This is a genomic window from Actinacidiphila paucisporea (genome assembly GCF_900142575.1).
In the GTDB taxonomy this organism is placed as follows: domain Bacteria; phylum Actinomycetota; class Actinomycetes; order Streptomycetales; family Streptomycetaceae; genus Actinacidiphila; species Actinacidiphila paucisporea.
This window is the reverse complement of record NZ_FRBI01000004.1, coordinates 79,118-92,802: the sequence shown is the minus strand read 5'-3', so window position 1 is coordinate 92,802 and position 13,685 is coordinate 79,118. Positions and strand designations below refer to the sequence as shown.

The window sequence follows — 13,685 nt, the reverse complement described above, 5'->3', positions numbered from 1 at the left end:
CCGCCCGGACGATCGCGTTCGACAACGCGCACGAATCCACAGCGGCACGCGTAAAACGCCACTTAGCGGAGGCTGAGAAAGCATGAGCACCACAGGCGGTACGAGCAGGGCAGGAAGGGCGGGCTCGCGCAGGCGCGCGGCGCGCTTGGGTGCGTTCGCCGGAGCAGCGGCACTCGTACTGGCGGGCGGCACGGCCCCTGCCTACGCCGACTCGAACAACCACGGCGGCGGCAAGACCGCCACGCCGATCAAGCACCTGGTGGTCATCTTCGACGAGAACATCTCGTTCGACCACTACTTCGGCAGCTACCCGGTCGCGGCCAACACCGACGGCACGAAGTTCACCGCGGCCAAGAACACGCCGAAGAACATCGACACCCTCAGCCACGCGGGCCTGCTCAAGAAGAACCCGAACCAGTACGCACCCAAGCGGCTCGGCCCGAGCCAGGCCGTGACCTGCGACCAGAACCACAACTACGGCGCCGAGCAGTACGCCGCCAACGGCGGCAAGGCCGACCAGTACGTGCAGAACACCGAGACCAGCACCTGCTCCGGCGGCCTGTTCGGCGAGCCCGGCCTGGTGATGGACTACTACGACGGCAACACCGTCACGGGGCTGTGGAACTACGCCCAGCACTACTCGCTCGGCGACAACTCGTACAGCACCACGTACGGCCCCTCCACCCCCGGCGCGCTCAACCTGGTCTCCGGCCAGACGCACGGGGTGATCTCGGTCGACCCCAAGTCCGGCACCGAGAACCCCACGCAGACCGCGACGCCGGACAAGTACACGGTGCTCTCGCCGGACGCCAAGGGTGTCGGCACGGTCATCAACGACCCCGACCCGGCCTTCGACGACTGCTCGGACGCCAGCCACACCGGCAGCAACGCGCTGGCCGTGATGCAGGGCAAGAACGTCGGCGACCTGCTCAACAAGCAGGGCGTGACATGGGGCTGGTTCCAGGGCGGCTTCCGTCCCTCCACCGCGTGGGACGGCAAGGCGGGTGACTATGCCAACTGCCAGGCGAGCACCCACACCAACGTCGGCGGCGCCGCCTCGGTGGACTACAGCCCGCACCACTCGCCGTTCCAGTACTACAAGTCGACGTCGAACCCGCACCACCTGGCGCCGGAGAACACCGCCGAGATCGGCCACGACGGCCAGGCGAACCACAACTACGACCTGACGGACTTCGACTCGGCGCTCAAGGCGGGCAACCTGCCGGCCGTCAGCTTCCTGAAGGCGGCGGAGTTCCAGGACGGCCACGGCGCGTACTCGGACCCGATCGACGAGCAGAACTTCCTGATCAAGGAGATCAACCAGCTCCAGCAGTCGCCGGAGTGGAAGGACACGGCGGTCGTCATCTCCTACGACGACTCCGACGGCTGGTACGACCACGCGTACGCCACGCCGCAGAACGGCTCGAAGGACGCCACGGTCGGCTCCAACGGCAAGGCCGTCGACAGCCCGGCCTGCCAGGCGGGTCCGGCGTCGGCCGGCGGCTACGCCGACCGCTGCGGCCCGGGTACGCGGCAGCCGCTGCTGGTCGTCTCGCCCTACAGCAAGGTCAACTCCGTCGACCACACCCGCACCGAGCAGACCTCGATCACCAAGTTCATCGAGGACAACTGGAGCACCGGCCGCATCGGTGACGCGGCCTTCGACAGCCGCGCCAACTCGCTGAACGGCGCCTTCGACTTCAAGCACCCGAACAACAAGCAGGTGCTGCTGAACACCGACGGCTCCGTGAAGTCGGTCAAGCCGATCGACACCCACGGCAACGGCGGCTCCACCGGCGGCCACGGCGGTGGCAACGGGAACGGCGGTTCCACCGGCGGCCACGGCTCCACGTCCGGCGGCGCCGGCAACGACGCCTCCACCCAGACCCTGGCCGAGACCGGCGGCTCCTCGCCGGTCCTGCCGCTGGGCATCACGGCCGGCGTCCTGCTGGTCGGCGGCGGCGCGCTCGCCTACGCGCGCAGGAACCGCCGCCAGGCCGGCGCCACCGCCGCCTGACACCCCGTAGCACCAGCACGCCCGCGACTCGCGCACGGCTGAACCGGCACCCTGACGCCGGTTCCCCGAGGCCGCCCCGGCACCCGCCGGGGCGGCCTTCGCGCGACCGTACCGGGAAACCGGGCGTGTCGCGCGGGCCGCGTCGCAGCAGGCCGGTGGGAATCGCCGGGTTTAGGGTCGATGCATGGAAACCGCCGGATATCTCCCCGCACTGCGCCGCGAGACCGACGCCTTCCGCGGCGCGCTGCTCGGCGACCTGGCCGCGCGGGTCGAGCACTGCGGCAGCTGGACACTCTACGACCTCGCGTCGCATCTGGGCGCCGGCCACCGGCGGGCCGCCACGGCGATCACGGGCCGCCATCCGGGGCACCGCTCCCCCGCTGCGCCGCGGGACCGCGCGGCGCTGCTGCGCTGGTTCGACCGGCGGACGGCGGACCTGCTCGCCGCGCTCGACGCCGATCCGGCCGCGCCCGCCTGGACCTTCCACCCGCCGCACACGGTGGGCTTCTGGCAGCGGCGGCGCTGCCTGGAGACCCTGGTGCACCGCTGGGACGCCCAGCACGCGCTGGGAGCCGTCCCCGACCCCATGGACCCGGAGCTGGCCGCCGACGGGATCGCCGAGGTCCTCGACACCTTCGCGCCCCGGCAGATCGCGGTCGGCAGGGCGGCCGCGCCGGCCTGCGCGGTGCTGTTCGAGGCGACCGACACCGGCAGTTCCTGGACGTACGGTCCCGGTACGCCGGCCGCCGGGGTCACCGGGACGGCCGCGGAACTGCTGCTGACGCTCTGGGGCCGGCGGTCGGCCGACGGCGCCGGCCTGGTGTGGAAGGGCGACCGCGAGGCTGCCTCCTCGGTGCTGGCAGGACCGCTGGTCGCCTGACGCCCCCCAGCAGAAGAGGACCCGTCCCTTCCGCGTTCACGAACTGAAGGCGCGTCACGGCCCCTTCGGCCACCGCCCCTTGCCCGACCGAGGTGCGGCAAGGGTGACGGTCGGGCCGGATTCCGAACACCCAGAGCGATACGCGCTGGTCACCGCCCCAAGTTCAAGCCCTGTCGCAAGTTACGGGCTATATGCCGGACTTGAGGAGGCTTCACCTTTTCGCCGCCCCGGCTTTGTGCACAACTCTTGACATGGATGAAACACAGGGAGAAACATCACCGTGTGTGCCGGGAGAGCGCTCTCATTTCTACCGGGTTTCCGCCGGGAGAGCGCTCCCCTGGATGTGAACGGCACCTGTTTTCCACGTCCGGCCGCGGGACGGCCGGACGCGCACCCCACTGCTCCCCCACCCGTGGAACCAGGAGAGTTGCCCATGCTCGCTCCCCCCACCGGTACGACCGCACTGAGAACCTCGGTGTTGTCGAACCGGCGCAAGACGGCCGCGGCGGTCATCACTGCGCTGATCGCCTCGCTGCTGCTCTTCGTGCCCATGCGCTCCGCGCATGCCGCCGACACCCTGCTGTCGCAGGGCAAGACTGCCACCGCCTCATCGACCGAGAACGCCGGCACCCCGGCGTCCGCGGCGGTGGACGGCAACACCGGCACCCGCTGGTCCAGCGCGGCGACCGACCCGCAGTGGCTGCAGGTCGACCTCGGCGCCACGGACACGATCTCGTCCGTCACCCTCAACTGGGAGTCCGCGTACGGCAAGGCCTTCAAGATCCAGACGTCCGCGGACGGCACCAACTGGACCGACGTCTACTCCACCACGACCGGCACCGGCGGCGTGCAGACGCTCGCCGTAAACGGTTCCGGGCGTTATGTCCGGATGTACGGGACGGCCCGCGCGACCGGCTACGGCTACTCGCTGTGGGAGTTCCAGGTCTTCGGCTCCACGGGCAGCACCACCCCGCCGGCCGGGGGCACCCTGCTCTCGCAGGGCAAGACCGCCACCGCCTCATCGACCGAGAACGCCGGCACCCCGGCGTCCGCGGCCGTCGACGGCAACACCGGCACCCGCTGGTCCAGCGCGGCGGCCGACCCGCAGTGGCTGCAGGTCGACCTCGGCGCCACGGACACCATCAGCTCGGTGACGCTGAACTGGGAGTCCGCGTACGGCAAGGCCTTCAAGATCCAGACGTCGGCTGACGGCACCAACTGGACCGACGTCTACTCCACCACCACCGGCACCGGCGGCGTGCAGACGCTCGCCGTCACCGGCTCCGGCCGCTACGTCCGGCTGTACGGGACCACCCGCGCGACCGGCTACGGCTACTCGCTGTGGGAGTTCCAGGTCTTCGGCACCGCCGGTGGCGGCGGCGGCACGACCACCCCGCCGCCCACCGACCCCGGTGGCCCGATCCAGGGCGGCGGCGACCTCGGCCCCAACGTCAAGGTCTTCGACCCCTCGACGCCGAACATCCAGGGCCAGCTGGACACGATCTTCCAGCAGCAGGAGAGCAACCAGTTCGGCGACGCCCGCTACCAGGTGTTCTTCAAGCCGGGCACCTACAACGGGCTCAACGACCAGGTCGGCTTCTACACCTCGGTCTCGGGCCTGGGCAAGAACCCCGACGACGTCCAGATCAACGGTGACATCACCGTGGACGCGGGCTGGTTCAACGGCAACGCCACCCAGAACTTCTGGCGTTCGGCCGAGAACCTGGCCATCAAGCCGGTCAGCGGCACCGACCGCTGGGCCGTCGCGCAGGCGGCGCCCTTCCGCCGTATCCACGTCGAGGGCGGCCTGAACCTGGCACCCGCCAGCTACGGCTGGGCCTCCGGCGGCTACATCGCCGACAGCAAGATCGACGGCACGGTGGGCCCGTACTCGCAGCAGCAGTGGTACACCCGCGACAGCTCCATCCAGGGCTGGACCAACGGCGTGTGGAACATGGTGTTCTCGGGTGTCCAGGGCGCTCCGGCGCAGGGCTTCCCGAACCCGGTCTACACGACGCTGAACACCACCCCGGAGTCGCGCGAGAAGCCGTACATGTACCTGGACGGCAGCGGCAACTACGCGGTGTTCGTGCCGAACCTGCGCACCAACGCCAGTGGCGTGTCGTGGCCGAACACCCCGGGGACGTCCATCCCGCTGAGCCAGTTCTACGTGGCGAAGCCGGGCGTGTCCGCGGCGACCATCAACGCGGCGCTGGCCCAGGGCCTCAACCTGGTCTTCACGCCGGGCATCTACCACGTGGACCAGCCGATCAACGTGACCCGCGCCAACACCGTGGTGCTCGGGCTCGGTTACGCCACGATCGTCCCGGACAACGGGGTCGACGCGGTGAAGGTCTCGGACGTCGACGGCGTCCGGCTGGCCGGCTTCCTGATCGACGCGGGTGCGGGCAACTCGCCGCAGCTGCTCCAGGTGGGCGCGCAGGGTTCGACCGCGAGCCACGCGGCCAACCCGACCACCGTCCAGGACGTCTTCGTCCGGGTCGGCGGCGCCCGTCCGGCGCAGGCGCAGACCGCGTTCGAGATCAACAGCAACGACGTGATCATCGACCACACCTGGATCTGGCGGGCCGACCACGGCAGCGCCCCGACGGGCTGGACGGTCAACCCGGCCGACATCGGCCTGAAGGTCAACGGCAACAACGTGCTGGCCACCGGTCTGTTCGTGGAGCACTTCAAGAAGTACGACGTGGAGTGGCACGGCCAGAACGGCAGGACGATCTTCTTCCAGAACGAGAAGGCGTACGACGCCCCCAACCAGGCTGCGGTTCAGAACGGCAGCGTCCGGGGCTTCGCCGCGTACAAGGTGGACGACAACGTCACCACGCACGAGGGCTGGGGCCTTGGCAGCTACTGCAACTACACCGCGGACCCGACGATCATCCAGGACCACGGGTTCGAGGCGCCGACCACGGCGGGGGTCAAATTCCACGACCTCCTGGTGGTCTCGCTCGGCGGGATGGGCCAATACGCCCATGTCATCAACAACACCGGCCCGGGAACGTCCGGCACCGGCACGACGCCCTCGACGGTGACGTCGTACCCGTAAACGGCTGGCCGGGAGACTGACGGCCGATCCGACACGGTGATCCGGAGGGCCGCCGCCCTGTCCCAGGGCGGCGGCCCTCCTCCGTCGCGCGTCCCCGTCACACCGCCGGTTTGCGGGCCTCGACCAGCATCCGGGTGGAGCGGGTGACGAACGGGCCCTCGGCCGTGATGCGCTCGTGCAGCTCGCGCAGCCGGTCCCGGTAGCGGTCGACGGTGAAGTCGGGCACCATCCAGATCACCTTGCGCAGGAAGTAGACGACCGCGCCGATGTCGTGGAATTCCATCCGCAGCGTCTCGGGGTGCAGCTGGACCAGTTCCAGCCCGGCCGACCGCACGCCGTCCCTGGCCCGGTCCGGGTGGCGCGGGCCGCCGCGCGCGCCGGGCTGCGGGCCGAGGAAGAACTCGACCAGCTCGACACCGCTGGCCGGGCCGACCTGCTGGGAGAAGTACGTGCCGCCGGGCCGCAGCACCCGGGCGATCTCGTGCCACCACACGGTGACCGGGTGCCGGCTGACGACCAGGTCGAAGGCCGCGTCGGCGAAGGGCAGCGGCGGCTCGTCGGTGTCGGCGACCACGACGGCCCCGAGCGGGTGCAGCAGCGCGGTGGCCTTGGCCAGATTCGGCGGCCAGGACTCGGTCGCGGCCATCAGCGGCGGCAGCCGCGGCACCCCGGCGAGCACCTCGCCGCCACCGGTCTGGATGTCCAGCGCGGCCGTGGCACGCGCCAGCCGCTCCCCCATCAGCCGCTGATACCCCCAGGAGGGGCGCTGCTCGGTGGCCCGCCCGTCGAGCCAGGAGAAGTCCCAGCCCTCCACGGGCGCCGAGTCCGCCTCGGCCACCAGGTCGTCGAATGCATGCGTCATGATCACATCATCGCCGCGAGCCCGCGCCCGGAGCCAGTTCATTTCACCGCCGGCGCCGCGGGGCCGACCCGGCCGGGCTCAGCTCGCGGTGCACACCGGCGTGGGGCTGCCCCCGACCGGTCATTCCCGGGCGGGAATTGTCCGGTTCGGCCGGGCGCGGCACAGTCGGGGTCGCGACGACACACGACGGCTTCTCAGCGAGGTGGTTCCGATGGCCGACATCGATCTCGACACGTTCGCCGGCCGCTATATCGCGGTGTGGAATTCCGCGTCCGCGGCAACGTCCAGCGGCTGCACGACCTGGTCAGGTTCAGTTGGAGTGTGGGCCCCGCTCTCCGGCGCCGAGCCCCAGGGCGGCGGCCTCCAGGTCCTGCTCCTCGGCCCGGACGGGCGGATCGCGACGGATTACCAGTTCATCGGACTGTGAGGTGCCGCTGCGGCAGGCCGCCTGGTGAGCCCGCCAGGGCCGTGCGCTCTGAGGCAGGCCTCGCGGCGCCGACCCAACAGGGATGGGCGGCGCCGCGAGGGCGGGGCTCAGGCCGGGAAGGACCGTGCCAGGCGGGCGTTTTCGATAGGGGACAGCTCGCGGTCGATCGCCGGGACCAGGTCGCGCCGCTCGTGGCCGACGTACTGGTCGATGGCGGCCAACGTGCCGCTCACCGTCAGGCCGTAGGTGGTTTCCGGCAGCTCGCCGGCTATCAGGTAGGACAGCATCTGGAGCAGTCGTTCGCCCTCGGCGCGGTCCTCCTGCACGGCCTCGACCGCCCCGGGGTGGCGCTCCAGCGCCCGCCGGGCGGTGACCTCGGTGGCCTCGTTGTGCTTGGCGAACGCGTCGGCCAGCAGCCGCAGCTCGGCGCGGTTCGGGATCGTACGGCGCCGCAGCCGCTCCAGCAGCTCGTGCACGCTCTCGCCCGACGCCACCACCCGGGCCGCCAGGCCCTCGTGGTGGACGCGGGCCTCCTCGACGGCCTCCTCGTCCGCGCGGGCGCGGGCGTCGAAGAACTCCGCCTCGTTGCGGACGTTCGCCGGCCCGCTGATGCGTTCGTGACCGGCGGGAACACCGGCCGTGTCCTGGGGCCTCATCAGTTCGCTCATGCCACCGACTCCTCGCCTTCGCTGCGTCGCCTCCGCACGCACGGCCCGGGGGCTCACCACCGGGCCGCCGATCCCGCGGTCACTCCTCGTCGTCCTCCACCGGCCACTCCGCGTCCTCCACGACATGGACGGCCGCCTCCTCCGCCGACGCCGCGCCGCCGTCGATGCCGACGTCCTCGCCGACCATGCCGTCCCGGCGCTCGTGCACCCCCTCGTCGGGGGCGACCAGCCGGCCGGAGCGCATCTCGCCCGCCTCCGGGTCGACCAGCTCGCCGTCGGTGTCGCTCGCATCGCCCAGGCCGTCGTCCAGATCGGGCTGGACGTCGGGGCGCTCGCGCGGCAACCGCTCGTCAAGGCTCTCGCCCGACCGCTGCTCGGCCGCCGTCGTACCGATCTCGTCCACCGCGAGGGGCCGGTCGGGAGGGGAATACCCCTCGTCGAACACCTGCGGGAACCCACGGTCCTCCAGGGTGTCCTCAACCTCCAGCGGCCCGGCGTCCTCCAGGATCTCGCTGTCCTTGTCCGGCTGGTACACGTCGTCACCCATGGTGCCGTCGATCCGCTCGGTCATAGTGCCGCACCTGCTTCACCCGGCGGCCGGAGGGGCGCCCCGGCCACCGCCCGCGGGACGATGACTGGGCGCGCTGAGAGGGATGCGGTTCGCACGGATCACCACGTCCTTCCTGCTCGGGGTGCTACGCCTGCGCCGCCGCGCCGGCTCGTCCACCCGCCTGCCCGCCCGTCAGCGGCGGAAACCGGCCGGGAACACCGCCCGGCGGATACCCGGGAGGGCCCCCCTCCATCATGCGCGCCCACCCGCGTCCCGCGCCTGCGGACACCTCCCGTGCGCCCGACACGGGCGGAACCGGCCCGCCACCCGGTGGCCCGCGGCGGGGCTCAGGCCACGCCGCGGGGGCGGAACTGCACGCTGATCCGGCCGCCGACCGCCGACCGGGTCTTGGGTATCGCGTGGTCCCAGGTGCGCTGGCAACTACCGCCCATCACGATCAGGTCGCCGTGGCCCAGCGGCACCCTGGTGGCCGGGGCGCCGCCGCCGCGCGGGCGCAGCAGCAGCGGCCGGGGCTCGCCGAGCGAGAGGATCGCGACCATCGTGTCGTGCGTGGCACCGCGTCCGAATCGGTCGCCGTGCCAGGCGACGCTGTCCCGGCCGTCGCGGTAGAAGCACAGGCCCGCGCTGACGAAGGGCTCGCCCAGCTCGGCCGCATAGTGCCCGCTCAGCCGGTCGCGGGCCTCGGTGAGCACCGGGTCGGGCAACTCCTCGCCCGCGCCGTAGTGCGCGAGCAGGCGCGGCACCGCCACCACGTTGTCATACATGGCGCGGCGCTCCTCGCGCCACGGCACCCGGTCGGCCAGCTCGGCGAAGAGGTCGTCGGCACCGCTCAGCCAGCCGGGCAGCACGTCGATCCACGCGCCGTGCCCGAGCGCGGTGCGCCGCGCCCGGTCCAGGCTGCCGAGAGCCGGTGCGCCGGTGGCGAAGAGTGACGTCTGCTGGTGGGTCATGCCTCCACCATAACCAGATTCGCACACCATTTCGATTACCTATTCGAGTGAACCCGCGCACTTCGCCCCGGGCCGTCGCACGATGGAGACATGCTCTTCGCCGAGGTCGCCCGGGTCTCGCGGGAGGTCGCCGGCACAGCGTCCCGGTCCCGCAAGACCGAACTGCTCGCCGACTTCTTCCGTGACGTCGGGCCGCAGGACGCCCCCATCGCCATCGCCTACCTCGCCGGCCGGCTCCCGCAGGGCCGGCTCGGCGTCGGCTGGGCCGCGCTCCGGGACCGCGCGGCGCCCGCGCCCGTCGAGTCGCTGACCGTCGCCGAGGTGGACGCGGCGCTCACCGCGGTCGCCGCCGTATCCGGCCAGGGCGCGCAGGCCGGGCGGCGCGGCCTGCTCCAGGACCTGCTCGGCGCGGCCACCGCCACCGAGCAGGAGTATCTGATCGGCCTGATCACCGGCGAGGTCAGGCAGGGCGCGCTCGACGCCGCCGCGGCGGAGGGCCTGGCGGCGGCCACCGGGGCGTCGCCCGCCGACGTGCGGCGGGCGGTCATGCTGGCCGGCGCGCTCGAACCGGTCGCGCAGGCGCTGCTCGCCCGCGGGCCCGTCGCGCTCGCCGGCTTCCGGCTCGCCGTGGGCCGGCCGCTGCTGCCGATGCTCGCGGCCTCCGCCAAGTCCCTGCCGGAAGCCGTCTCCAAGGCCGGCGGGCTCTGCGCGGTCGAGGAGAAGCTCGACGGTATCCGCGTCCAGGCCCACCGCGACGGCGACGACGTACGGCTGTTCACCCGCACGCTCGACGACGTCACCGACCGCCTGCCGGAGATCGTCGCGACCGTACGCGGCCTGCTCGGCCGGCGGTTCGTCCTCGACGGGGAGGTGCTGGCCTTCGGCGCCGACGGGCGGCCGCGGCCCTTCCAGGAGACCGCCGGCCGCGTCGGCTCCCGGGTCGACGTCGCGGCGGCCGCCCGCGCCATGCCGGTGCGCGCGGTCTTCTTCGACGTGCTCTACGCGGACGACCGCGACCTGCTCGACCTGCCGTACGCCGAGCGCCACGCGGCGCTCGACGCGCTCGTCCCCGAGCAGGCCCGGGTACGGCGGGCCGTCGTCGCCGACCCCGCGGACCCCGCGGCGCTGCGTGCCGCCGAGGACTTCATGGCGGCCACGCTGGAGCGCGGGCACGAGGGGGTCGTCGTCAAGGCCGACGACGGTCCTTACGCGGCCGGGCGCCGCGGGGCCTCCTGGGTCAAGGTCAAGCCCGTCCACACGCTGGACCTCGTGGTCCTCGCCGCGGAGTGGGGGCACGGGCGGCGCACCGGCAAGCTGTCCAACCTGCACCTGGGGGCGCGGGGCGAGGACGGGTCCCTGGTCATGCTCGGCAAGACCTTCAAGGGCCTCACCGACGCGGTGCTCTCCTGGCAGACGGAACGCCTCCTCGACCTCGCGGTGCACGACGACGGCCACGTCGTGACCGTCCGCCCCGAACTCGTCGTCGAGATCGCCTACGACGGGATCCAGACCTCGCCCCGCTACCCGGCCGGGCTCACCCTCCGCTTCGCCCGCGTCGTCCGCTACCGCCCGGACAAGGGGCCGGCCGAGGCCGACACGGTCGCCGCGGTGCGTGCGGCGCACGCGCCACCGTCCTGAATATCGGCTCCGCCGGAGCGGGGGGGCCGGCTGCTGCTTGCGGTGACGCCGCCTTCTTCCCACCGTCGTAGCTGGTCGCGCAGTTCCCCGCGCCCCTGGGTGAGTGCCCCTTCCGGTGCGTTGCCTGCCTGCCGCCGCGTCGCGGCTGGGCGCGCAGTTCCCCGCGCCCCCGGGGGTGTCCCTCGGGGGCGTGAGGGGCTGGGTGCGGAGGGGTCAGCGGTTGGTCAGGCGGAAGGTCACTTCCTGTTCCTGGTCGCCGGAGGCGGTGCCGAGGACGGTGACGTCGAAGGATTTGGCGAGGGTTTCGCGGAGGCGGTCGACCGCGTGGTAGCCGCCCTGGGCGGTGAGGGTGACGGGGTCGTCCAGCCGGGCGGGGGTGCCCGGCTCGGCGAGGGTGCGGGACACGTCGAAGGTGGCGGTCCAGACGGCGGGGCCGCCGCCGGACGCCTCGCCCGGCGCGTCCTCGGCGGCGCGGTCGCCCGCGAAGCTGCTGTGGAGCGCGTCGAGCACGGTCCTGGCGTCCTCCTTGGCGCAGCTGTCGAGGGTGACGGTGACCTGGGCCGAGGGTTCTGCGGGCTGCTGGGGTGCCGTACTCAAGGGGGGTTCCTTCCGTCGCGCGGGTTGCCGCTGTCCCGCTCAGCGGATTTCCGTTCACGCGCGGACGAAACACCCGCTGCTGCGAATGGCGCAGCGATCGTCCGCGACAATCGGAGCATGTCCGCCGCACGCAAGCCCGCCCCCTGCCCCTGCGGCCTGGCCACCGCGTACGCCGACTGCTGCGGTGCGCTGCACGCGGGTCGTACCGCCGCCGCGACGGCCGAGCAGCTGATGCGGTCGCGCTACAGCGCCTTCGCCGTCGGCGACGCCGGCTATCTGCTGCGCAGCTGGCACTCCTCGACCAGGCCGCCGGAGCTGGCCCTGGACCGGGAGGTGCGCTGGACCGGCCTGGAGATCCTCGGCGGTACGGGCGGCAGCGCCTTCCACTCGGAGGGGACGGTGGAATTCCGGGCGCACTACCGCAGCGGCCGTGCGGCGGGCGAGCAGCACGAGGACAGCCGCTTCGTGCGGGAGGGCGGCGCGTGGGTCTACGTCGGCGAGGCCGGGCGCCCGGGGCGGTGACCGCGGGGGGGAGACGGACCTGGACCCGGCGGTAAGGGCCGCGGCGGCTCAGGCGACCGGGCGCCGGGAGTCGTAGGAGAGGAAGCCGCGCTGGAACAGCGCGATCAGCGTGACCGCGGCGATGCACGCGAGGCCGCCGCCGACGACGGCGGTGGCCGGGGTGAAGAGGTCGGCGGTGCTGCCGGCGAGGAAGTCGCCGAGCCGCGGGCCGCCGACGACCACGACGAGGAAGACGCCCTGGAGGCGGCCGCGCATGTCGTCGGGGGCGGCGGACTGGAGCATGGTGTTGCGGAAGACCATGCTGACGGTGTCGGCGCACCCGGCGAGGGCGAGGAAGCACAGGCCGAGCCAGAGGTTGCGGGTCACGCCGAAGACGGCGACCGCGGCGCCCCAGGAGGCCACCGCGGCCAGCACGGCGAAGCCCTGGCGGCGGACCCGGCCGTACCAGCCGGAGAAGACGCTGCCGAGCAGGGCGCCCACCGCGGGCGCGGCGGCCAGCAGGCCCACCGTCCGGGTGTCGCCGCCGAACCACAGGCCGGCGACCGCCGGGAAGAGGACGCGTGGCTGGGCCAGCACCATGGCCGCGAGGTCGGAGACGAAGGTGGTGCGCAGGTTGGGCCGGGCGGCGAGGTAGCGCAGGCCCTCGACGACCGAGGGGCGGCGGCGGACGGCTCCGTCACCGTCGCCGGGCAGCATCGCGGGCAGCCGCCACATCGCGTAGAGGGAGGCGGTGAAGGCGGCGGCGTCGATCAGGTAGGCGGCCTGGTAGCCCCACAGGCCGACGAAGACACCGCCGAGCATGGGTCCGGCCATCTGGCCGACGCCGCCGGCCAGCGAGGCGAGCGCGTTGGCCGCGGGCAGCTGCTCGGGGGGCAGCAGCCTGGGGATCATGGAGGAGCGGGCCGGGGAGTTCATGGCGAAGCAGACCGCCTGGAGGGCGACGATCGCGTAGAACACCGCGACCGACCGCACGTGGAGTACGGCCACGGCGGCGAGCACCGCGGACAGGACCGTCAGGCCGGTGGAGGTCACCAGGCCGAGCCTGCGGCGGTCCACGGCGTCGGCGACGGCGCCGCCGTAGAGCCCGAAGACGACCAGCGGCACCAGCGAGCACAGGCCGACAAGGCCGACGTAGAAGCTGGAGCCGGTGATCGCGTAGACCTGGAGCGCGACGGCCATCGCCGTCATCTGCTGGCCGATGTAGGACACGGTGTTGCCGAACCACAGCCGGCGGAAGTCGGCGTGGTCGCGCAGCGGGCCGATGTCCGCGAGCAGCCGGTTCTTGCGCCCGGAAGGCACCGGGACGGGTATCGCAGACCCGGATGGCCCAGTCCGGTTTTTACGGTACTTCTCGCTCTTGAGCACGGGAGACGGTAGCAACCGTGCCCAGTGCTGCGGCGGCCGGGTCGGCCCCCGGCCGGCTGTACGGGCGGCGCCCCGGAGCTGAACAGAAGGCAAAACCGGCTGGTGGCGGCGGGGTGGACAG

At 72.5% G+C, this 13,685-nt stretch carries 12 protein-coding genes; 6 read left to right on the top strand and 6 right to left on the bottom strand.

Annotation, left to right across the window (positions count from 1 at the left end; all coding sequences use genetic code 11):
• The first annotated feature begins 82 nt into the window (after positions 1–82).
• From BUE44_RS08385 to BUE44_RS08375, 3 genes are all read left to right on the top strand, one after another.
• Positions 83–2,017: an alkaline phosphatase family protein gene (locus BUE44_RS08385; RefSeq protein ID WP_073495641.1), complete on the top strand. Its 1,935-nt coding sequence runs from the start codon at positions 83–85 to the stop codon at positions 2,015–2,017.
• 184 nt (positions 2,018–2,201) lie between these two features.
• Positions 2,202–2,897: a maleylpyruvate isomerase family mycothiol-dependent enzyme gene (locus tag BUE44_RS08380; protein ID WP_073495638.1), complete on the top strand. Its 696-nt coding sequence runs from the start codon at positions 2,202–2,204 to the stop codon at positions 2,895–2,897.
• Between the two features lie 433 nt (positions 2,898–3,330).
• A complete protein-coding gene (locus BUE44_RS08375) occupies positions 3,331–5,964 on the top strand; it encodes a discoidin domain-containing protein (protein ID WP_407640011.1) in 2,634 nt (877 codons plus the stop codon).
• 97 nt (positions 5,965–6,061) lie between these two features.
• On the opposite strand, the gene BUE44_RS08370 is transcribed toward BUE44_RS08375, so the two are convergent.
• Complete coding sequence (locus BUE44_RS08370; protein WP_073496165.1) at positions 6,062–6,826, bottom strand: class I SAM-dependent methyltransferase; 765 nt, start codon at positions 6,824–6,826, stop codon at positions 6,062–6,064.
• 211 nt (positions 6,827–7,037) lie between these two features.
• Here BUE44_RS08370 and BUE44_RS08365 point away from each other — a divergent pair, with 211 nt between their 5' ends.
• Positions 7,038–7,253, top strand: a complete 216-nt coding sequence (locus BUE44_RS08365; RefSeq protein WP_073495635.1) for a hypothetical protein — start codon at positions 7,038–7,040, stop codon at positions 7,251–7,253.
• 107 nt (positions 7,254–7,360) lie between these two features.
• On the opposite strand, the gene BUE44_RS08360 is transcribed toward BUE44_RS08365, so the two are convergent.
• The 3 genes from BUE44_RS08360 to BUE44_RS08350 all read right to left on the bottom strand — a co-directional run bounded on the left by BUE44_RS08360 (position 7,361) and on the right by BUE44_RS08350 (position 9,442).
• A complete protein-coding gene (locus BUE44_RS08360) occupies positions 7,361–7,921 on the bottom strand; it encodes a hypothetical protein (RefSeq protein ID WP_073495632.1) in 561 nt (186 codons plus the stop codon).
• Positions 7,922–8,000: 79 nt separating this feature from the next.
• Complete coding sequence (locus tag BUE44_RS08355; RefSeq protein WP_073495627.1) at positions 8,001–8,492, bottom strand: DUF5709 domain-containing protein; 492 nt, start codon at positions 8,490–8,492, stop codon at positions 8,001–8,003.
• A 326-nt stretch (positions 8,493–8,818) separates the two neighbouring features.
• Positions 8,819–9,442 (bottom strand): alpha-ketoglutarate-dependent dioxygenase AlkB, encoded by a 624-nt coding sequence (locus tag BUE44_RS08350; RefSeq protein WP_073495624.1) that lies wholly within the window; start codon positions 9,440–9,442, stop codon positions 8,819–8,821.
• Positions 9,443–9,532: 90 nt separating this feature from the next.
• Here BUE44_RS08350 and BUE44_RS08345 point away from each other — a divergent pair, with 90 nt between their 5' ends.
• Positions 9,533–11,080: an ATP-dependent DNA ligase gene (locus BUE44_RS08345; protein ID WP_073495621.1), complete on the top strand. Its 1,548-nt coding sequence runs from the start codon at positions 9,533–9,535 to the stop codon at positions 11,078–11,080.
• 213 nt (positions 11,081–11,293) lie between these two features.
• Here BUE44_RS08345 and BUE44_RS08340 read toward each other — a convergent pair whose 3' ends face one another.
• The gene (locus BUE44_RS08340; RefSeq protein WP_073495617.1) at positions 11,294–11,677 is read right to left on the bottom strand and encodes a hypothetical protein; all 384 of its coding nucleotides are present in this window, start codon (positions 11,675–11,677) and stop codon (positions 11,294–11,296) included.
• 117 nt (positions 11,678–11,794) lie between these two features.
• Between BUE44_RS08340 and BUE44_RS08335 the strand changes: the two genes are divergently transcribed.
• Positions 11,795–12,199, top strand: coding sequence for a YchJ family protein (locus tag BUE44_RS08335; protein WP_073495614.1), 405 nt, complete (start codon positions 11,795–11,797; stop codon positions 12,197–12,199).
• 48 nt (positions 12,200–12,247) lie between these two features.
• Here the strand turns inward: BUE44_RS08335 and BUE44_RS08330 are convergent, their stop codons facing one another.
• Positions 12,248–13,498, bottom strand: a complete 1,251-nt coding sequence (locus tag BUE44_RS08330; RefSeq protein WP_322939730.1) for an MFS transporter — start codon at positions 13,496–13,498, stop codon at positions 12,248–12,250.
• Positions 13,499–13,685 lie beyond the last annotated feature (187 nt).